This is a genomic window from Chitinophaga sp. (assembly GCF_035538455.1).
Lineage (GTDB): Bacteria > Bacteroidota > Bacteroidia > Chitinophagales > Chitinophagaceae > Chitinophaga.
This window is the reverse complement of record NZ_DATLKJ010000103.1, coordinates 13,556-34,401: the sequence shown is the minus strand read 5'-3', so window position 1 is coordinate 34,401 and position 20,846 is coordinate 13,556. Positions and strand designations below refer to the sequence as shown.

Here is a 20,846-nt window from a genome sequence, read left to right as displayed (position 1 = left end):
CAGCATGAAACATTTTCGTATATACATAGCAGTTATCACACTGATTTTCAGCTCCTGCTCCAAAAGTGATTACCTGGATGTAGACGGTACAGCAAGACCACCACTGTATGCGTACATCAGCTTCGCCAATGCACGGGTAACAGCAACGCCGGTAAACTTCTGGACGTTTACACAGCAGGTGACTACAGCGGCAGTACCGGTAAACCAGGCCTCTCCCTATCTGCCAGCTACTTATGGTAATGTGCAGATCAACGTCACCGAAAGTGGTGGCACCAGCTATAAGGTATCGCGGCAGTTTGGCAATAGTGCCGCATATACAGAGAACGGCGGGCCTAACGGACCTATTGCAGGCTTCTACCATACGGTATTTGCCGCCCCGCGCAGGAACGACAACACAAAAGATACGCTGATCCTTTTTTACGACGACCTCTCCGCTCCCGCTTCCGGCAAGGCTAAGCTGCGCTTTGTAAACCTTGCGCCGGGCGCAGGCAACGTGCAGCTGCAATGGGAACGTAATGGCGTTACTACCCCCTTGTTTAATGCGGCGCCTTACGGAAGCGCCGGCAGCGGCAACCTGGCAGGATCAGCCTATGAGCTGGGGCCTTTTATTAATGTGGATGCCGGTGTAACATCTTTCAGTATAACTGCCGGTAACACAAAATACCCGCTTACAGACATTACGCTGCAAGCGGGTAAGATATATACACTATTTGCACATGGTGCGGGTGATCAGAAAGGGATTGTCACTGCCAGCGTAATCACGCATCAATGACAAGTGTGCCTACAACCTGACGCTGGCGCCCAGTGTAAGCCATCTGCCAGGCATCGGCACGGCGCCGGCTTCGATGTAGGTAACATCCAGCAGGTTATTGGCATCAACATACACCTGATAACGGGGAAGCCTATACGCTATACGCGCATCCACTACGGTATAGTCTTTATAATTGATACGCATGTTGTAGCGTGCGGAGGCTGACACCATGAAATGCTGCAACAGGCTGGTCTGTACATTGGCGGTAATCTGGTGACGAAGGCTCTCTATCACATAACGCGAGATCTTGTAGCTTACACCTTTGAACTCCGGTGAAAGATAATTGTAGCCAGCATTAGCACTGAAGTTGTTGAATACCCCGCTATTGAAAGCCGTGCTATAGCCTGCATTCAGTGAAAAGCCTGTGGTATTGGCACGTTGCAGGTTCTGCGGCTGCCAGGGTTGCGGCAGGCTGTCTTTTACGTAGTCAATGAAATCAGTGATCTGCCGGAAGAAGGCGCTTCCTGAGAATGTAAACTTCCCGCTGTACTTGCGCACGCCGGCTTCTCCGTAAAAAGCTCTTTCCGCTCCCAGCTGATCATTACCGATGATAGCCGGATTCTTATAATACAAATCGGTATAGGTAGGCAGACGCTGTGAAGTACCTGCATTGGCAAACAGCTTCAGGTCGCGGGTTACATTGAATCCTGCATTAGCGCCCGGGAAGAACTGCCAGCCATAGGCAGAGTTATAGTTGAGATAACCGCCAATGCTGAAGTTGAACCTGCGGTCTGCTTTAGACTTATATTCTCCATAGATACCAACGTTGGTACGGTTATGATTCCCGAGATTATTACTGTTGATATACTCGTAACGGCCCTCTACTCCCGCTCCGAATGAACCGATGCTGGTTTCAAAGCTGTTATTCAGTTCAGCACTGAGGATGTTATTGTCGTGGAGATTACTCGATTTGTTTTGCTTGATATAGCGATAATCGTCTTCTGTATAACGGTAGCTGATCCGCGGCGTCATCACCCATTTGCGGGTAATGCGGGACGTATTGCTCACAGCAGCCAGAAAAGTCTTTACGCTTTCTTCCGATTCCTTATCTCCGGGTGCCGCATAGAATGCATTGGCGCCATAGCTGTTCTTGACAAAGCCAGCCAATACATTATACTGGTGGGCGCTATCCTGTGTAAAGGTTCCCTGATAGAAGGCTCTGTAGTTATCGTAAGCAGTATTGTATCGATAGCCATTGCCCGCATTGGCGCTGGCAGACAGCGTTTGATTGCTGTTCCGGGTTACAAGTGATCCGGAAACGCCACCGCCGTAGGAACCGTAGAGATTGTCTTTCTCATTTTTCCTGAAGCTGCTGCCCAGGCTTCCGTTGATGGTAACGCCGGTAGAGGCGGCTTTACGGGTGATGATATTGATGGCGCCGTTCAGTGCATTGATTCCGTATATGTGTGCTGCGGCGCCTCGCAACACCTCTATATGGTCCACGTCCGACAGGAGGACGGGGAGGTTCATCATATTATGGCCGGTCTGCGCATCGGTGATCTTGATACCGTTCAGGAGAACCAGCGTCTGATCAAAGGTGCCACCATCGATACCAATATCCGCCTGAATCCCCCAGGGACCGCGCTGGCGCACATCAACACCAGGCACAAAGGCCAGCACTTCATTGATGGAAGATACCGCCATGGCGTCTATCTGCTTGCGGCTGATAATGGTTATGTTGCGGTTAGAGGCCTTCAAAGGCGCTGCCAGCCTGTTTTCCTGTACTATTACTTCCCCGAGATCATGCACGCTCAGGGTGTCTTTTTGCTGGGCCATAGCGCTACCGCCAATACCCAGTCCCAAAAGGATAAGGATGTGTTTCTGTAAATCTGCTCCTCGCATCTCGATAAAAAATTGCCCGCAAAGGTACTGTGATTTTTTTGATTATAATGATTATCCTGCTGAGCGAAGATTTGTGGAGATGTTTAAAAAATCACTCTAAACAAACATTCACGTAAATCTCCGCTCATCAGGGCAATCACGCAAATCATAAAAAACCACCGTCACAACCTGATGATAAGGGTTATCGTACTATGCCCCTTCTCCACTCCCACACTGTATGTATACCTCCCGGAGTAAAGCAGTTCCAGTCTTTGGGGATGTATTGTATCCGTTTCCGGAGACAGTTCTCTGAGCGTGGTATTGATGGCATTCCGTGTTTTAAAGTATAAAATGTCATCTTCAATTTTGAGATGTATCCACACCGGGTCGTTCTTATCATTGAGTACGGCGTGGCTGAAGATATTTTCTACGAAGGGCGCCAGCAGCAAGGGCGCGATGGTGTACCGGTCTATCTCCCCTTCTGTTATAAAGCTACAGGACATTTCTCCGTGTACACGTAACCGTTGTAATGCTATCAGCTGCTGTATGTACTGTACTTCCCGCGACAACAGCACTCGTTCGCGTCTGCTGTCGTCCATCATGTAATGCATCATGTCAGACAGCTTCATGACTGCATCCGCCGTGGCGGCGGACTGCCGGTAGGCCAGCACATAAATACTGTTGAGCGTATTGAATAAGAAATGCGGATTGAGCTGCGCTTTCAGGAAAGACAACTCCGTTTTGAGTTGCAGGTTTTCTATCTGTTCCTGTACGCCCTCCCGGCGCGACCATTCTTCTGTAAACCTCCATGCGATGCCCAACGCCATCAGCATCACCAAAAGCCAGGTACTATACCACAGGCCGTACCAGAGGTTTCCCTGGATAGTCGCTGCGTAGGTGATCCCATACAAATGATTGATACCAGTGTAGATCACCGTATCTGTGAACAGCAGAAACAACCAGCCAAACAACAGCAATGCCCATCGCCGCGCCTGTATCCATTGCGGGAGCAAATACAGGTAATTGACGTAATAAGACACCAGGAAAACCAGGAACAACAGGATCCAGCGGAAAAGACCTGTAAAGTCGTGCGCCCGCAACAGTGGCTCTGCTATCACACATGCTGTCAGCAGCCAGAAACAACAATGAAATAAAACAGCTCGTTGACGTTTCATGACGGTTACTTTTTCCCGTGATAAAAATAGTAACCGCCTGCACCCTATCATTTTCTTTTCAGCGAACAGCCATTTTTGATCGATCAATGCCGGTTAACACCAGCCGGGTTGATTATCCGGAAACAGCAGCGTATCTTGTAATAAATCTCTGATCAAATTCCACGCTTTATGAAACGCACCTTCCTGTCGTTACTGATCATCGTAACCATTACCACCAGCCTGCGCGCGCAGGGGCCCGTTGACAAGCGGCTGCTTACAGGTTCCTGGCCTGCATCCTGGATCACCTGTCCACAGGCAGAACAACGGGGCTACGGCGTTTACCATTTCCGCAAAACAATAGAACTGGCCAAAGTACCCGCATCATTCAACGTACACCTCAGCGCTGATAACCGTTACCGGTTGTTTGTCAATGGCCGCGCCGTATGCAGCGGCCCTGCACGCGGCGATCTTTACAACTGGAACTTCGAAACGGTGGATCTTGCCCCTTACCTTCATACAGGGCCTAACATCATTGCGGCCCTGGTCTGGAATATGGGCGAACATGCGCCCGTGGCGCAGGTGAGCAACCAGACCGGCTGGCTCATGCAAGGCGATACCGAAGCGGAATATATGGTGAATACCAATAGCAGCTGGAAAGTATATAACGATAAAGCCTATACGCCTTGCTCCCTCGATAACGGCGCGAGGCTGCACAGCTATATGGTCATAGGCCCCGGCGACCAGGTGCGCGGCAACGCTTACCCCTGGAACTGGGAACAGGCGGACTACAACGACTCCCAATGGTTACCAGCCCGCGGGGTAACACACCCGGTGCCGGCTGGTTATGGCTCCGACAACCTCTGGACCCTTACCCCCCGCACCATCCCACTCATGGAGGAAGTACCGGAATCTATCAGCATTATCCGTCGCACCAGGGGCATAGACGCCGATACGCAATGGCTCAGTGGCCGCCGTTCGCTGGAGGTACCGGCACACAGCACCGCGAGTATATTATTGGACCAGGCGCATAACACCGTCGCTTATCCTCAACTGACCGTGAGCAAAGGCAATGGCAGCAGTATCCGTCTCACCTACGCAGAAGCGCTCCTCCGTAACGGCCAGAAAGGCAACCGCGACGAAGCAGATGGCAGGGAGATCGTTGGCAACTACGACATCTTTGAACCAGATGGCGGCAACCAGCGCACGTTCCGGCCGCTGTGGGTCCGCACTTACCGTTACCTCCAGCTGGATATTACCACTGGCAATGAACCACTGCAGCTCAATAGGTTGTATGGCATGCGCACTGGTTATCCATTTGAAGAAAAGGCATCTTTCAGCAGCAACGACCGTTCTCTCACGGCTATCTGGGAAACCGGCTGGCGCACCGCCAGGCTCTGTGCCGGTGAAACTTATTTCGACTGCCCCTACTATGAGCAGCTGCAATATGAAGGCGATACCCGCATACAGTCACTGATCTCCCTTTATGTAGCCGGCGACGACCGTCTGATGCGTAAAGCCATCCACGACTTCTACTGCTCCCGCGTGCCAGAAGGGCTTACCCAGGGCCGCTATCCGAGCAGCCGCCTGCAGGTGATTCCCCCCTTTTCCCTTTATTGGGTCACCATGTTATATGATTACTGGATGCACCGCAAGGATGACGCTTTTCTCCGGCAATATCTCACCGCTGCAACAGGTGTGCTCGACTGGTATGAAAATCATATAGACCGCTCCCGCATGATGCTGGGCGCCATGCCCTGGTGGGGCTTTATTGACTGGAATACGTCATTCCCGGGAGGTGTACCCGATGGCGCTACCAACGGGCATTCAGCAGTGATCACGTTGCAATATGTATATACGCTGCAACAGGCGGCCGCGTTGTTTGGCGGCTTCGGCAGAACCACGGAAGCGCAGCATTACGCACAGTTGGCGCAGCAACTCGCCGCATCTGTGTACCGTCAGTGCTTTGATGCCTCCCATTATGCAATGGCCAATACGCCAGAGAAAAAATCTTTCAGTCAGCATGCAGGCATCATGGCCGTATTAACAGGCGCTGTGCCCGCAGGTCAGTCCCGGCAGGTATTACAGCGGGTTATTACAGACAGCACCATAAGTCAGGCTACCTTCTATTATCGTTTTTATCTTACGCAGGCCATGAAAAAGGCAGGTATGGCTGAACTGTATTACAGCCAGCTGCAACCGTGGCGTGATATGCTGAAGATCGGGCTGACCACCTTTGCTGAAAATCCTGAGCCCACCCGCTCCGATTGCCATGCCTGGAGCGCCAGTCCCAATTACGATTTCCTGGCCACCATCTGTGGTATTATGCCGGCGCAACCCGGATTTGCCCGTGTGAAGATAGCGCCTGCCCCCGGCGCGCTGGAGGAAGTGAATGGCACCATGCCGCATCCGCAGGGCAATATAACAGTATCACTTAAACGAAAGGAAAAACGTATAACCGGTACTGTTATATTGCCGAAGGGACTCACCGGTGACTTTATCTGGGGGAATAAAAAGGCGCCGCTGAAGGAAGGAGAAACGGCAATAAGCCTCTAGGTGTTAGCACCCGGAGGCTTGTTACCGGCAACTCTTTTATGGTAAATCAAAAATATGTACAGACTGATCTTTGTAGGTCTGATAAGACGGCTGGTCTGACTTAGCCTTGTCGGAAACCACTACGATCCGGGTAGCGCTGAGGAAAGAAACACCTTCCACATTAGCATACAGCACTTTTCCGCCAGGGCCTACCACCCCCTGATCATTGCCGGTGGGGAAGCTGTAGGTAATGCCCCCGCTTACAGACCAGGAGGTGTCACTCAGTGTGCCGATCCACAGGCGGGAATCTTCCTGTGAGGTGATAGCTATTTTGTTGCCATAAAGCGTCAGGTCCGAATAGTCTCCGAAAGATGCAGAGGCAGGCAACGTGATCTCTGCCACCTTTTGCCACTGGGTGGATGTTTTCTTCAGTACAGGGATCTTGCCCGTGCCTTCCACGAGGCCAAGCATGTATTCCACGCCGCCGCGGTATACACTGGCAATACCTTCAAATCCTTTGTTGCTGTTGGAAGACGAGAAATAGTAATCTGCCCATTTACTGCTCAGGTAACTCATCGCAGCATCATACTCCCTGATCCGGGGCTGATAGGTGCTGCCATTCTGAACAGTTTCCTCCACTACATAAAAACGAGCGGGCGCAGTACTGTTGTAGGTAATCCCCTCAAACTGTGAGTCGCCGGAACCGGAACCCAGCAAAGTGTTGTCACTGCTGTTGATGGGAAGTGTGCTCTTTATCTTTGCAATCTTGTACCTGTTGTCGCACACAACATAAAAGTATCCGTTGAGATAGTATACGCCGCTGGCTTCAAATTTCTCGCTTTTATCATAGCCGGGCAGTAACTTGTACACTTTAGCTTCGGCTACGGGAGCGCCTAGCGACACTATAGCCAGGCTTTGGTTGACATTAGCAGATGCTTTGTGTGCGGAAGCATCTAATGGAGCTAGCTGGTCTTGCTGTTTTGTACAGGAGGCGGTTAACAACAATCCACCAATCGCTGCGAGGATGGTTTTTCTTTTCATGTGGGTTTTAGACTGAAGATTCAACAATAATATGACCACTGCATTAAGCAGCTGTTAAATAATTATTAATCTAAAATAAACCACGTGATATGACGCCGCAGCGGTGGAACATCGTTTTCTCCATATATTCATCCTTGCTGCTGAGCAGCCGGCACCAGTTTTCTGTTTGCTGGTCTGAAATACCAGGATACCACCGTAAGCACCAGCAGTAGCAGCGACGGAAGAATTTCAGCCACCGGATTTCCTTTTGCCACATGCGAGAAGATGGCGCCTGAAGTGAGGAAGAAAAAGCCAGCATAAGCCCACTCCTTTACCAGCGGGAATCTGGGAACCAGCAGTGCTATAACGCCTAAGATCTTCCAGATACCCAGTATGGTAAGGAAATAAACAGGATAGCCCAGATACTGGATACCATACACTCCCGGAGGCGCTACAGCACCATCCGACTGCACTTTGAACAGTTGAGATAATCCGGTTGCAGTCATACCCAGGCATAACCAGATAGTGGCAATCCAATAAATGATTTTGTTTCTCTTTGTCATGGTTTGTTATTTTTTATAATGCTTACTGCTTTTTTAATTTGCTTACTACTTTCTCCAATTGGTTATGCGCCAGGCTCATACCTCTTGCCATGCCGATCTTCAGATATTGTTCGCGGTCTTCCAGGGATCTGTATATGATATGCATATTCAGTCTGCTGGTATCTTCTGTAAGTGCCTCAAATTCCAGGAACTCAAGCTGAACCCCGAAAGAAGTGCCCTCCATTTCAAAGGTGCGTATGATCTTCACATTCGGGATAAACTCATGGATCACACCACTGAGTCCGAACTTGTAACCTTGAGGACTGGTCGTCTCAAACTGCCAGCTGCCATGCTTTCTATTTTCCAGTTTCAGTACTTTGGTGCCCATCCATTGTTCCAGGATCTCCGGTTCTTCATAGGCTTTGAAAAGCAAATCCACCGGCAGGTCAAACTCCCGCGTTACCTTCAGTTCCAGTTTACCATCCTCAGCGTTGACTTTGGTTTTTAGCTCCATGTAATCTATTTTTTGGTTTTGTATTTCTTCATGATTTCTTCCAGTTTATTGAACCTGTCGTCCCATAGTTTGCGGAACGGCTCAATGAAATCGGCTACCTCTTTCATTTTTTTTGCATTTATGTGATAATAGATCTCCCTTCCGTTTTGTTCCTGTTTCAGCAACTCACATTCCGTGAGTATTTGCAGGTGTTTTGAGACGGTGGGTCTTGCTGTATCAAAATTGGAAGCTATAGCGCCGGCAGTCATGGCTTGTGAAGCTACCAGCAGCAGTATAGCTCTCCTCGTGGGATCGGCTATGGCCTGGAATACATCTCTTCTTAAATTCATTGCGTAGCTATTTGACTACAAATATATATGTAGCTATTTAACTACACAAATATTTTTATGAATATTTACTACCGGATGGGGTTAAAGGGTTGACAATCTTTGTATAAGAGAATAAAAATATTTTGGAGAGGCGGATAGGTAGAGGCTGAAGTATTCAGCGCCTGTTAATACAAGGCGCTGAATACTTTTTCAGTGAGGATACTGTCGAGATTACTTTGCAGGTGTTTCTTCTGGGCCCAGTAGAGGCTGCCGCCCATGCTGACTCTTTTCACACCGATGGCATTGAGCCTGTCCAATGACGGAAGCTGAGGCCTGGCCATTACATTCACAGGTAGTTTTGTAGCGGCTACTATCTGACGGATGTCTTCTTCCTGTTCAATGAAGGGCACAAAAAGCCCGTCTGCTCCGGCTTCTTCGTACAGGCGTGCGCGTGAAATACTCTCTTCCAGGCTGGCGGGATCTTTCAGCAGAAAGGCGTCAGTGCGGGCATTGATAAAGAGCTGCTTATTACCCGCTGCCAGGTATTTCCTGATGGCTGCAATCTTTTCCGCAAACACGGTAGCCGGCACCAGCTGCCTGTCTCTGGAGGCAGTGGAATCTTCCAGGTTGATCCCTGCAATGCCAATACTGATCAATTGATCGATATGCGCAAGTATTCCTTCCAGTGTGCTGCTGTAGCCGGTTTCTATATCTGCAGAAACGGGTACCTGCACATTCTTCACGATCCGCGATATAATCTGGAACAGTTCTTCAAATGGAATATTCTCACCGTCTTCATAACCCATCGTATCAGCGATGGCCGAGCTGGAAGTGCCGATAGCCTTAATGCCTGCGGCTTCCAGCACCTTAGCGCTGGACACATTCCAGGCATTGCCGAGCAACAATAACTCTGGCTGATGGTGCAGGCTCCTGAACTTTTCATAATGAGATGACATAAAGAAATGTTTTGGGTTTATTAATTACATATGCATGGTGCCTTCAATAACGGTAACCGCCTCTCCCTGCAGCAACACCCGGTCGCCCTGCAATATCACGCGCAGCTCGCCGCCGCGTGCTGATGCCTGGTAAGCCAGGAACTCTGTCTTATGTAGCCGTTCCGCCCAGTAAGTGGCAAGGCTGCAATGTGCTGATCCTGTTACAGGATCTTCCTGTACGCCAACAGGCAGTGCAAAATAGCGGGATACGAAATCATATGGCGCGCCATTCCACCTGCTGGTAATAACGCAACCATAATTGCGCAGCAGTTGCAGATCCGGCTCAAAGCCGATCACTTGTTCTGCTGTATGCAGCTCAACAATATAGCGGTCATGGGAAAACACGGCATTCACATAGTTGTCGCCGAAAAGTTCTTTCAGCTCGGAAGGCAGATCAATTGCGTTACAGGCGCGCGCAGGGAAATTGAGTTCAATACGGCTTCCTCTTTTTGCTGCCGTCAGTTCACCGCTGACAGTCTGAAAGCGGAGCGTTTCATCAGGTGCCGCCAGTTGATGTTCCCAGAGTACGTGCGCAGTGGCCAGCGTGCCGTGGCCACATAACGGGCGCTCTACCGCCGGAGAAAACCAGCGCAGGTGGTACACATCTCCATCTTTAAAGAGGAAGGCCGTTTCCGGAACACTATTTTCAGCAGCAACGGCCAGCATCTCCTGCTCGTTCATCGGAGCGTCAAGCAGGCACACTCCGGCAGGGTTACCTTTGAAAGGCTTATTTGTAAACGCATCTACCTGAAAGAAACGGATTTTCATTTTGCAATATGGATTTGTCGCAGCAAAATTGCAACAAATACAATTACAAAAACAGGTGCAGATTTTCAAAATCCGACCATACCAGATTACAGCCGCACAACCGGCTGATTATCTTCAGAAAAAAGATATCAGACAGATCAGATCCTGTAGGCTACGGCGTTGATATTCATTCCTGCGCCTACGGAAGCAAAGATGATCGTATCATTATTATGGAGCTGGTGTTCGGGAAAGACATTCTTACGAACCATGTCATACAGTGTAGGTATTGTGGCGACAGAACTGTTTCCTAAAGTGTGAATATTCATTGGCATTACGTGTGGCAGATCAGGCGTAAGATCGTATAACTTATATAGCGCTTTGATAATAGCTTCATCCAGTTTTTCGTTGGCCTGATGGATGAATATCTTTTTCACATCGGTGATTTGTACACCGGAATCATCGATTACTTTCTTTATGGCCACCGGGACATGCTTGAGTGCAAATTCGTACACCCGGCGTCCATGCATCTTCACATACTTGATATGGTCATCTTCTTCAGGAGAATAGGAACGCCCCATATTGATGTAATTGAGATCTTCTGTTGAGTATGATTGTGCAGCTGCGGAGAGGATACCTTTGCTTTCATCTGCATCCGTACGTGCTTCCAGGATAGCAGCACCTGCTCCATCGCTGAAGATCATGCTATCACGGTCGTGCGGATCAAGAATGCGGCTCAGTATTTCAGCACCGATAACCAGGCAGCGCTTAGCTACGCCGGCGTTGATAAAGGCGTGAGCCTGTATAACGCCCTGCAACCATCCCGGGCATCCGAACAGAATATCGTAAGCCACACAGTCCGGATTCCTGATACCCAGCGAATGTTTCACCCTGCAGGCAAGTGCTGGTACTGCATCTGTCTGGATACAGTTTTTACTGATGTCACCGAAGTTGTGTGCTACAATAATCTGATCAATCGTTTCCGGATCAATGCCTGCATCTGCGATAGCCCTAGCGGCAGCAATGGTGGCAATACCTGAAGTCAGCTGGTTCTGGTCAGCATAGCGGCGTTCTCCAATCCCTGTAATCTGCTGGAACTTCCTTACGATCTCCTCATTCGGAGTCTGGATAAGCTCCCGATGATCATCGAAAAAAGTATTCGATGTAAAATCACGGTTACTTTTGATCTGCGGCGGAATAAAACTACCCGTACCGCTGATGATTGTCCTTACGTTATTCAATTTACTCGATTGATTTTCCTGCCAAAAACGGCGATGATGGCTTAAAGCCGAATACCCTGAAGGTAAGGGAATTAAAGGAAATTATGAAAACAATAAAACGATACTAAATTGCGTAGCTTTGTTGTCTATCAATAAAAACCTTATAATCATGACAGTAGAACAAATCGCCGCACGCCTGGCAGAACTCTGCCGCAAAGCAGATTTTGAAACTGCACAAAAGGAGTTATATGCAGATGATATAGTCAGCATTGAACCTTATGCCACTCCTGATTTTGAAAAGGAAACCAAAGGGCTGAACAACATCATAGAGAAGGGCCGCAAATTTGGTTCAATGGTTGAAGCCAGCTACGGCACGGCTGTATCAACACCACAGATTGCGGGTAATGTTATTGCTTTTGTGCTTACTATGGACATCAAAATGAAAGGCAAAGACCGCGCAAAGATGGATGAACTTTGCGTGTACCATGTGAAAGACGGTAAAGTTATTTCAGAGCAGTTCTTCATGTAATGTCTTCACGATCCGGTTTTATTTCATCCTGATAAAACCTGTATTATTCCTTCATGATTCATGCTGCCCGGTATGACTCCATCCGGGCAGCATAAAATACAATAACTTCCTTTTTCACTATGCCCTTCCCTGCGATCATACCCGTTTTGAAACAATATTTTTGACAGATCCGGGGAGCAACATTTATTGTAACTTTCGTTTATGAAAAAGCTATTGTACCTGATCCCTGCCATCCTGCTTGTTACCAACCTCTGTAAAGGTCAGAAAACAGATTCCATCAAATATGCCCACGGTTATCTCTACTATCATATTTATGGTCAGGGACAGCCAGTAATTATGCTTTCCGGTGGCCCCGGCAACTCCTGCCAACAACAGGAAGAGGTGGCACAGGAACTGGGCAGACAATACCGTGTTATCCTGCTCGAACAAAGAGGCACCGGTATTTCCATCCCCATTCCATTTGATTCCACTACTATCAATATGCTGGCTGCGCTGGATGATCTCAACCGCCTGCTCGATCATCTCTCATTGAAGAAAGCGCTCTTCTACGGCCATTCCTGGGGCGCTATGCTTGCCATGAACTTCGCCGCTACGTATCCACAACGGGTGAAAGGGCTCGTGCTTATATGCCCCGGTTACTACAAATTCTCACAGGAATTTTTCACCACACATGTCAACAATCTCAAAGCCAGGATGGGCCTATCAGAACTGGAACAGTTTGACAGTCTTGGGAAAAAGATCAATACAGGACAGGCTACTGCCGCCGATTCTGCGGCATACAACCGTATCATGCGCATGTCGTATGTGTTTGACAAAACCATCATCGACAGCCTCCTGAAAAAAATTGATGTGGCGAAGTCTAATACAACTATGCAACAACTGATGATAAAAGATCTCTCCAGAATAAACTATGACCTCAGCAAAACCCTGTATCGTTACAAGGGACCCTTCCAGGTAATTGCCGCGCGGCAGGATGCCCTCGCCTTTTACGCCTATGAGCTGAAGAACATACACCCCGTAGCGAAACTTCACTGGATACAGGCTTCAGGACACTTTCCTATGTTTGAGCAACGAAAACCATTCTATGACACCCTCTTCACCGTAATGAAAGGGATGTAAAAATTTATACAGTATTCTGATACATGAAAAAGATTTTTGCCCGCTGCATCATCTGGTTGTCCAATCGCATGTCCTCCAAACCAAATAGGATTGCGGTTTTCAACTCCCTGTCAAAATTACGGCAAGAGATCCTGGACGGGAAAACTGAGAGAGGATTACGACTTACCTTCGACCATGAAAGCACACGCTACATCATCTTCTCCGATCAGCACAAAGGAGCGCGCGATGCAGCAGATGATTTTATGGCAGCAGAGGAAAACTACCTGGGTGCGTTAAGCTATTATTATAACAATAACTTCACCTTTGTAAATCTCGGGGATTGCGAAGAGCTGTGGGAAAGCACACCTGCAAAAGTGATGGAGAAGAACCGGCTGGCATTACTGGAAGAAGCCAGGTTCCAGCAACAGGAACGCTACTTCCGTATCTTCGGTAACCATGACCTGGAATGGAAATATGCTTTGCCACAGCAACAGTTCCTCCATCCGATCTTTGGCAAACAGCTTAAAGTATATGAAGGACTAATCCTCAGCACCCGCTATAATGAAAAAGAATACCAGGTGTTCCTTACGCACGGCCACCAGGGTGATCAACGCAGTGACGGCAACGCTTTCAGCAAATGGTTCGTAGCTGCCATCTGGACTCCCATACAACGTTTCTTCGATATACATACAGATACCCTCTCGGACTCCTTCGATCTCGTGGATCAGCACAATCTGATGATGCATGAATGGAGCGTACAATACAGTAATACACTACTGATTGCAGGTCACACGCATAAGCCGGTATTCGCCTCACTCGATCATATAGACCGGCTGAACCGCCAGCTGCAACGCGCCACAGCCAAAGGAGGCAACGCTGAAATAAAAAAGATTAATGACGAGCTACTGAGACGGCAAGCCGAATACGCAGGCAAGCGCGCTGTCAAAACAAAGGTACCACCCACGTACTTCAACACCGGCTGCTGCTGCTTCAGCGATGGCGACATCACCGGCATTGAAATAGCAGAAGGCTACATCCGCCTTGTGAAATGGGAGAAGAAAACAGGCAACGTAACAAGGATGGTGTTGGAAGAGTCGCCGCTATACTACTTATTTGATATGCTGTAACAATGTCCGGACTGTGATTTATTTGATTTGTTTGATTTTCCTGATGAGCGAAGGCTTTTATGGATGCTTTTTTATGAGGGCCTTTTGACCAGGATATTATATTCCAATAGATCTTCGCTCGTCAGGAAAATCAAACAAATCAAATAAATCACAGTTCAGACATTATCAAACGATCATCAATGCTGGTCAACCCTGAACGCCACTTTACATATTACGCCATAGGAGGATATTTTCCCATCACTGACATGCACCTTTATATCTTTCACGTAAACGGAGTCAATGTTATGGATGGTTTTTGATACTTCTGTCACCGCATTGCCAATAGCATCTTCAATACCTTTTGGAGAAGAGGCGATCACCTCTATTACTTTAACAATAGCCATAGTGATTGTTTTTTATGGTGAAATAATAATCCCGCTGCAACAATAATGTTGCTACAGTTTATTATAACCCCGCTGGCATGATAAATGTTGTCTTCCTGTCATTCTTCTCATGTATCAGAACAATAGTATGAATCCGGGCGCCGGAAAAGAAAAGGGCCTGAAAGCCGCCACAGCTGTTGTGATGATTTCTCCAACCGGGAGGCTTTTAAACAATATGCGGTGCTAAACCGTGTAATCAGCACCACAGCTAATGCAGTATTTGCGGTACAGCTCCTCTCCCTCTTAATTTTTTCTACAACATGTTCCGGGGGCGCAAACTTTCATCACTCAATCCGTGGAAAGCCCCCCGTTTGAATGGACTACGCCCGTTCGGCCACCACATGGCAACTGGCCGGGTGAGATCCCTGAAGTGTACCGCCCGGTATATGACGATGGAAGAGACAATATCGATTTCGTTCCGCAGACCATGCCATTGCAAGAAGACGAAACACCTGAACCGTAAGATGCTGGCATAGTTATTACACTTATTACCATGAAAGTTTCTGAAAAGGGGTGGTCTGGTAAAACAGATCTGAGATCAGACCCTGGAACCTGAACTGGGTAATGCCAGCGTAGGAAAACCAAGAAACATTCAGAGGCTCCGGCGGACAAAACCGGAGCCTCTTTTGATTGTGATTTACTTGTGATTTATATGATTATCCTGCTGAGCGGTTATCACAGTACTTTAAACACCGCTGCCAGCTGCTCACTACCGTAACCCGCGTCCTGCCCTCTCTTAAATATGCTCTTAATAAAGGCAGGAATGTCTGCATTAATGCCTGTTTCCTGCGCCTGTCTCAGGAAAAGGTCCATACCGTTTGTGCAGATATCCAGAGAGCTTTCGGAGTTTCCGTAGTTACCGGACTGTATTACATCTCCCTGATTTTTGAGCATTTCACAGAGGTTATGGGCAGCCTGCAGAACCATATTGCCGAGCGCCGCTACGGGGATATTTTCAGACTGGAATACTTTAGCGCCATGCAGGAAGCCTATCACACTGCCGAAGAGTGTAGACAGGAAGCCCATATCCCAGGTGGAAGCCGTTCCGGGATCTTCGCCCATGAATTGTAGTCCGCCCGCCAGCGCACGGAGCGGCGCCTCACTGGCCTGGTAAGCAGCCGGTGAGCCGGAGACAAAAATGAGCGCATCCTGGCGGCCTATCTGGCTGGGAACGGCTAGTATAGCGCCGTCGAGATAGACAATATTATTGGCATTGGCCCATGCTTCATCATCGCGGGCATCTTTAGGCGTGCCACTGCTCAGCTGCACCAGAGTACGGCCCGACAACGCGGTTGTCACTTCAGGAGTGCCCAGCAGCTCCCTGCTCACGTCATAGGAGGTAACGCATACCATGACAGTTTCGCTTGCGCTGACAGCCTGTTCTACAGAAGACGCCAGCGTCATTCCCTGTGCCACCAGGGCGGAAGCCTTTGCCGTTGAACGGTTCCAGCCTGTTACTTTATAACCCTGCTCTAATAATGTACGTACCAGCATCGCCCCCATATCGCCCAAACCAATGACTGTAATTTCCTTTTTCTGTTCCATAATGTTATTCGTTTATTCTTTTTCTGATGCAACAAAGTTCAGTAGCCGGGCAGCATAAAACAATAAGGGAGAAAAGATTCAGGGAGGGAAAAATTTCTCCCTATTCCCTTAACTTTATGGATCAAATAACCTGGATTATGTACGAGAAGAAAATACCTGAAAACCTTGATTGTGGCATCGCTATAGCGATCAAGATATTGGGAGGAAAATGGAAAGCCTGGATAATAGAACGTATCCATTCAGGAATTAAACGTCCCAGTGAACTGCATCGGGCTATTTATTTATCAAGTCCGCGTGTGGTAAATATGCAGCTGAAGGACCTGGAAGATATGGGTATCATCGGCAAAACAGTATTTCCCGGATTGCCGCTGAAAGTAGAGTATCACCTTACCCCTCTCGGAGAAAGCATTCTGCCTATTCTCTATACAATGGAGAAGTGGGGCAACGATAACCGCTCACATTTCGATTCCAGGTACTGGCAAACCTCTATTGAAGGTATAAGCGAATGGGGAATCGGGAGTTAGCTGTTAGCCTTTAGCGGATAGCCATTTAAGTTTGTTTAACATTATGCTTATCCGCTAAAGGCTAAAAAGCCAGCTTCCACCATCAATCGTACTTCATTGCATCAAGACCCACCTGCCTGCGGAGCAGTCCTATCTGCCCGATACAATAAGACTCGCGGTCGATACAGAACATGATGGTATCAAAGAGGGTATAATTGCCACCCGGCATTTTAAGCGGATCTGGACCGTTCAACTCTTCTTCGCTTAGCCCAGCGAAGGCGTCGCGGAGTATGGGGGAAATCCGCTGCCAGTCTCTGACATAGACCTGCGGTGAAGGATAGGTAGCATCATCCTGTATGCCTTTCCAGTCTTTAAACAGCTCCGCGCCTTCAGGTTCATCCTTTATGCCAACAAAAGATGCCAGCGAAAAGCGCTGATACAGGAGACTTCCTGCTATCCAGCCGATATGATTGGCTTTGGTGCCCAGCCTGTTGGCAGCATCCTTTTCGGATACGCCTGCCAGCGAATTGACGAATAATTTTGAATGATAGTCATACAGCGAAAGAAAAGCCTCTAATGCGGGTTTCTTTGAAGTAAGTGTTTCCATAAATATCTGTTTTAACACTGTGAAAAACCAACGTGGTATTACAACATAAACTTAGTATCAATATTCATGCAATGCAGGGTGCTTATGCGTCAATTTACAGGGTAGAATGTGCCAGCGCTTTTTCCCGATCCCGTAAATGATTTTTCCGATCCCGTAAATGATTCCCCCCTGGTACGCCGACCTTTGTTGTGTAAGCCCGATTTTATGACCACAAAAACAGGACCATGGAAACAACCGGACAGATCAAAACCAAACCAGCCATCATCTGCGAAACCCTCGCCGTATTACGCAAATACCACATTACGCCAGGCCTGATACGCGTTGTGCTGGGGGGTGATGATGTGCTGAAGTTCAGCGATGTCACCACCGGTGTTAACAATAAAATCTACATCCCGCCTGCAGGGGCCACCACTATACAATACCCTGTTTTTGATAACGGTAAGTGGATCTCCCCACCTGGTGCAGAGAAGCCCGTCGTGCGCACCTATACCCTCCGTGCGCTTGACCTGGAGAAAAAAGAAATGCATCTTGAATTTGTTGTGCATGGCGATACCGGGCCAGCATCCGCATGGGCAATGAGAGCAGAGCCAGGTGATATCCTGGGCGTAGCCATGAAAGCCAGAAAAGAAGCGCTTTTCCCGGATGCAGACTGGTATCTGCTTGCCGGAGATCAAACGGCGCTACCGGTAATCAGTGTCATACTCGAAAGCCTGCCTGCGAACGCCAAAGGAGTGGCGCTGATTGAAGTACCTGGCCCTGCCGAAGAACAACAGATCAACACAAGAGCGCATAACATGATCATTTCCTGGCTGTACAACCCACACCCTGGCACCGGCACTCTCCTGCAAGACATGGTAAGAAATGTATCCCTGCCTGACAAGGAAACACATCGCCGCTTTATATACGCCGCCGCAGAAGCTACCGCGATCAGGGAGATCAGGCATTACCTCCGCAAAGAGCTGCAGGTGGACAATACGGAACTGGACGCCTATGCGTACTGGAAATATGGCGCTTCTGAAGATGCATCTTCCATAGAATGACACCAGGAAGCATACAGCTGATATGTAAACAGCCGGCTTCCTGTAATTGCCGGCTGTTACCCCTTCGGTTAGATCAGATTTTAGAAAAATAGTTACTCCACCCATACTTCATCACAGGCTATCATGGGCAACCTGCGTTCGCGGTAACGCCATGCGGGCAGCTCCGGCCAGTTGGTGGCTTTCACCCGTATATATCTTACGGGAATGATGTCTTTATTATCGAAGCGATAAGCCGGGCGTTCTATGTTGTAATGCTCTGCAGGCATTTCATTTTTTAGGTTACCTATCTCCCTGAAGGTGTGCCCGTCGGCAGATACTTCTACAGTAATACTTGCCGGACGGAATATCCAATGGCGTGGATCTTCCAGGAAATTCATGGCCACGGCTTTCACTGCTACAGCCTTTCCCAGGTCGAGTGTAGCCCGCATCGGTTTACCGTAGAAACAAAGCCAGTTATAGCTGAAGTCATCATAACCGGGATTCCCGTCTACCAGCGTGGCTGGCCCCTTCGCCGGGAACTCAGGCGCCGCAGGAGTTTGCAGCTCCACCTGTGCATGCAGCGCTTTGTTGGGACGAGCGCCTGCGGCCAGTATCTTAGACCACTCTGCGGCATAAGCATCCGGTGTGAGTCCGCCTTCCGACAATTCCTTTACATCCGCCTGTTTGCAAGCGTCTGCGAAGCGTTGTATACGCTGCTGAAAACCGTCTTTCACTTTCCAGCTACCGTTATCACGCTGTTCAAAAATACCATGCTGCTCTATGCCATAGAAACGCGTTTGCTGCAGATATGTATAATCCTGCGCAAGCCGCAGCCTGCGTACCCGCGGCGCTCTCCCGGCATCGCCTTCCACCGCAGCTTCCGCCTTATCCAGCAAAGTACTGTACTGATCAATATAAGCCGGTGTAAGAAAGGTAACATGTTCGTTGACGGGATTACCGTAAATATCCAGGGCAGGCTGACTTACGGCATGCTGTTGCAATGACTGCATATAGGCGTTCACGTGAGGAGCCGCTTTACCATAATAGCCCTGCACAAATTCAGCGGTAAGCTGCCGGGCATCTGCATCGGGGTTCCAGAGCAGCTTGGCGAGGAGATAACTTTTCAGTTCTGCGAGATCACTGTAGGTGTCGCCACTACCCTGCTCAAATACGCCAGACACCTGGTGTTGCCGGAAGTACTGCATATTAGGCTGCAAGGTATGTAGTACCGGAAACGGCGCCAGGTAATTGGTGAACTGCGTTACATAATCCCATACAAAGAGATGGGATGTTTTAGTCCCCCATCCATCCAGGTAGTTCCTGAAAGGTGCAGCACTGGCCTCATTATTCAGGGGCAAGCTTCTGTAGGCATCAATGCTGCTAAGCATGATATATACATTATTTGCAGGCTTCAGGTGCAGCGTAGGCCGCGCCGTATGGCCATATGCCAGCGTGGTAAATATTTTATCAGGAAAACGGGCAGCTATGCAATTTACAAAATGAATAAGCGAACCCTGTGGCCCGCCTTCAACATTATCTGTCTTTTTACAAAGGTCACACTCGCAGTAGCCATTGTCGTCATTGGGACTTACAGACCAGTACAATGCATCCGGGTGTTGTTCCATCTGTTTTTGCAGCGCGGCTACGGTGATGTTAAATACTCCATCATTGCTGAGACACAGCTGGGTAGGCTGTCTTGCGCCCTTCACCAGTGCATAGTATTCCGGATGCGTTTTGAAGTAGTCTGACGGCGGCACCAGCTTGCCGAATGTATGTCCCCACATACCCCAGAGATCTTCAAACCGCTGTAGCTTATGCCAGTCAAGATATTCTGCGTCATTCACAGCGGCCGGCATGTATACTTCACGGTAGCGAAAAGCCGGCGCTTCGCTGATGTGCGTGTTGCCGGGTACCGTTACCTTATTGGTAGATGGAACGTCTGCTGGTCCTGCGTCCCATTTACGGCAGTGAAGCAGTTTCTCGAGAAAGGTGTACACCCCATACACAACGCCTTTTCCCGGCCCTCCTGATATCAGCAGGTCATTATCCTTTACCTCAATAACATAACCTTCAGCAGGGATACCTTTCGTATAGGCGATACGTATAGTCTTTGTGGTAGCATTATCTTCCTGTTGCACCGGCAGCTTCACACCTGTAGCCTCCTGCATGTAGTGTTGCAGGATACCGGCCGCCTTCTGTTCTGCCGGCGAGGGTTGCGCCGGTATGCTGATGCGGTAGGCCGAAGATCCGCCGGACACCAGCTCCAGATCACTGGAGCGGGCCGGCGACGTAACAGCAAGCATAAGACAAAGAATATAGAAACACCTTTTCATGT

Annotated in this window: 21 protein-coding genes and 1 riboswitch; of the genes, 8 read left to right on the top strand and 13 right to left on the bottom strand. The window is 48.8% G+C overall.

The window, feature by feature from the left end; genetic code table 11:
* Nucleotides 1-4: 4 nt before the first annotated feature.
* Nucleotides 5-772 carry a DUF4397 domain-containing protein gene (locus tag VM802_RS12960; RefSeq protein WP_325531073.1) on the top strand — a complete coding sequence of 256 codons (768 nt, stop codon included), beginning with the start codon at nt 5-7 and terminating at the stop codon, nt 770-772.
* Between the two features lie 9 nt (nt 773-781).
* Here the strand turns inward: VM802_RS12960 and VM802_RS12955 are convergent, their stop codons facing one another.
* Nucleotides 782-2,653 (bottom strand): TonB-dependent receptor plug domain-containing protein, encoded by a 1,872-nt coding sequence (locus VM802_RS12955; protein WP_325531071.1) that lies wholly within the window; start codon nt 2,651-2,653, stop codon nt 782-784.
* A gap of 161 nt (nt 2,654-2,814) precedes the next feature.
* A complete protein-coding gene (locus VM802_RS12950; protein ID WP_325531069.1) occupies nt 2,815-3,807 on the bottom strand; it encodes a sensor histidine kinase in 993 nt (330 codons plus the stop codon).
* Nucleotides 3,808-3,975: 168 nt separating this feature from the next.
* On the opposite strand from VM802_RS12950, the gene VM802_RS12945 reads away from it, so the two are divergent.
* Nucleotides 3,976-6,339, top strand: coding sequence for an alpha-L-rhamnosidase-related protein (locus VM802_RS12945; RefSeq protein WP_325531067.1), 2,364 nt, complete (start codon nt 3,976-3,978; stop codon nt 6,337-6,339).
* A gap of 36 nt (nt 6,340-6,375) precedes the next feature.
* Here VM802_RS12945 and VM802_RS12940 read toward each other — a convergent pair whose 3' ends face one another.
* From VM802_RS12940 to VM802_RS12910, 7 genes are all read right to left on the bottom strand, one after another.
* Nucleotides 6,376-7,359, bottom strand: a complete 984-nt coding sequence (locus tag VM802_RS12940; RefSeq protein ID WP_325531065.1) for a hypothetical protein — start codon at nt 7,357-7,359, stop codon at nt 6,376-6,378.
* Between the two features lie 128 nt (nt 7,360-7,487).
* A complete protein-coding gene (locus VM802_RS12935) occupies nt 7,488-7,901 on the bottom strand; it encodes a DoxX family protein (RefSeq protein ID WP_325531063.1) in 414 nt (137 codons plus the stop codon).
* A gap of 22 nt (nt 7,902-7,923) precedes the next feature.
* Nucleotides 7,924-8,394 (bottom strand): SRPBCC domain-containing protein, encoded by a 471-nt coding sequence (locus VM802_RS12930; RefSeq protein ID WP_325531061.1) that lies wholly within the window; start codon nt 8,392-8,394, stop codon nt 7,924-7,926.
* A gap of 5 nt (nt 8,395-8,399) precedes the next feature.
* Entirely contained in the window at nt 8,400-8,723 is a 324-nt protein-coding gene (locus VM802_RS12925) for an ArsR/SmtB family transcription factor (RefSeq protein WP_325531059.1), read from the bottom strand.
* A gap of 164 nt (nt 8,724-8,887) precedes the next feature.
* The gene (locus VM802_RS12920; RefSeq protein WP_325531057.1) at nt 8,888-9,658 is read right to left on the bottom strand and encodes an isocitrate lyase/PEP mutase family protein; all 771 of its coding nucleotides are present in this window, start codon (nt 9,656-9,658) and stop codon (nt 8,888-8,890) included.
* Between the two features lie 24 nt (nt 9,659-9,682).
* Nucleotides 9,683-10,465 carry a PhzF family protein gene (locus VM802_RS12915; protein ID WP_325531055.1) on the bottom strand — a complete coding sequence of 261 codons (783 nt, stop codon included), beginning with the start codon at nt 10,463-10,465 and terminating at the stop codon, nt 9,683-9,685.
* Between the two features lie 137 nt (nt 10,466-10,602).
* The gene (locus tag VM802_RS12910; protein ID WP_325531053.1) at nt 10,603-11,682 is read right to left on the bottom strand and encodes a 3-oxoacyl-ACP synthase III family protein; all 1,080 of its coding nucleotides are present in this window, start codon (nt 11,680-11,682) and stop codon (nt 10,603-10,605) included.
* A gap of 148 nt (nt 11,683-11,830) precedes the next feature.
* Here VM802_RS12910 and VM802_RS12905 point away from each other — a divergent pair, with 148 nt between their 5' ends.
* The 3 genes from VM802_RS12905 to VM802_RS12895 all read left to right on the top strand — a co-directional run bounded on the left by VM802_RS12905 (nt 11,831) and on the right by VM802_RS12895 (nt 14,415).
* On the top strand, nt 11,831-12,190 hold the full coding sequence (locus VM802_RS12905; protein ID WP_325531051.1) for a SnoaL-like domain-containing protein: 360 nt from the start codon (nt 11,831-11,833) through the stop codon (nt 12,188-12,190).
* A gap of 201 nt (nt 12,191-12,391) precedes the next feature.
* Nucleotides 12,392-13,309 (top strand): alpha/beta fold hydrolase, encoded by a 918-nt coding sequence (locus VM802_RS12900; RefSeq protein WP_325531049.1) that lies wholly within the window; start codon nt 12,392-12,394, stop codon nt 13,307-13,309.
* Nucleotides 13,310-13,332: 23 nt separating this feature from the next.
* On the top strand, nt 13,333-14,415 hold the full coding sequence (locus VM802_RS12895) for a metallophosphoesterase (RefSeq protein WP_325531047.1): 1,083 nt from the start codon (nt 13,333-13,335) through the stop codon (nt 14,413-14,415).
* Between the two features lie 176 nt (nt 14,416-14,591).
* Here VM802_RS12895 and VM802_RS12890 read toward each other — a convergent pair whose 3' ends face one another.
* Nucleotides 14,592-14,798, bottom strand: coding sequence for a dodecin family protein (locus tag VM802_RS12890; RefSeq protein ID WP_325531045.1), 207 nt, complete (start codon nt 14,796-14,798; stop codon nt 14,592-14,594).
* Between the two features lie 334 nt (nt 14,799-15,132).
* On the opposite strand from VM802_RS12890, the gene VM802_RS12885 reads away from it, so the two are divergent.
* On the top strand, nt 15,133-15,300 hold the full coding sequence (locus VM802_RS12885) for a hypothetical protein (RefSeq protein WP_325531043.1): 168 nt from the start codon (nt 15,133-15,135) through the stop codon (nt 15,298-15,300).
* 36 nt (nt 15,301-15,336) lie between these two features.
* A riboswitch (TPP riboswitch) is annotated at nt 15,337-15,433 on the top strand.
* A 79-nt stretch (nt 15,434-15,512) separates the two neighbouring features.
* Here VM802_RS12885 and VM802_RS12880 read toward each other — a convergent pair.
* On the bottom strand, nt 15,513-16,382 hold the full coding sequence (locus tag VM802_RS12880) for an NAD(P)-dependent oxidoreductase (RefSeq protein ID WP_325531041.1): 870 nt from the start codon (nt 16,380-16,382) through the stop codon (nt 15,513-15,515).
* Between the two features lie 137 nt (nt 16,383-16,519).
* Here VM802_RS12880 and VM802_RS12875 point away from each other — a divergent pair, with 137 nt between their 5' ends.
* Entirely contained in the window at nt 16,520-16,906 is a 387-nt protein-coding gene (locus VM802_RS12875; RefSeq protein WP_325531039.1) for a winged helix-turn-helix transcriptional regulator, read from the top strand.
* A gap of 82 nt (nt 16,907-16,988) precedes the next feature.
* Here the strand turns inward: VM802_RS12875 and VM802_RS12870 are convergent, their stop codons facing one another.
* Nucleotides 16,989-17,492: a DinB family protein gene (locus VM802_RS12870; RefSeq protein WP_325531037.1), complete on the bottom strand. Its 504-nt coding sequence runs from the start codon at nt 17,490-17,492 to the stop codon at nt 16,989-16,991.
* Between the two features lie 224 nt (nt 17,493-17,716).
* Between VM802_RS12870 and VM802_RS12865 the strand changes: the two genes are divergently transcribed.
* Nucleotides 17,717-18,532 carry a siderophore-interacting protein gene (locus tag VM802_RS12865; protein ID WP_325531035.1) on the top strand — a complete coding sequence of 272 codons (816 nt, stop codon included), beginning with the start codon at nt 17,717-17,719 and terminating at the stop codon, nt 18,530-18,532.
* Nucleotides 18,533-18,624: 92 nt separating this feature from the next.
* Here the strand turns inward: VM802_RS12865 and VM802_RS12860 are convergent, their stop codons facing one another.
* Nucleotides 18,625-20,844: a glycoside hydrolase family 20 protein gene (locus VM802_RS12860; RefSeq protein ID WP_325531033.1), complete on the bottom strand. Its 2,220-nt coding sequence runs from the start codon at nt 20,842-20,844 to the stop codon at nt 18,625-18,627.
* Between the last annotated feature and the right edge of the window lie 2 nt (nt 20,845-20,846).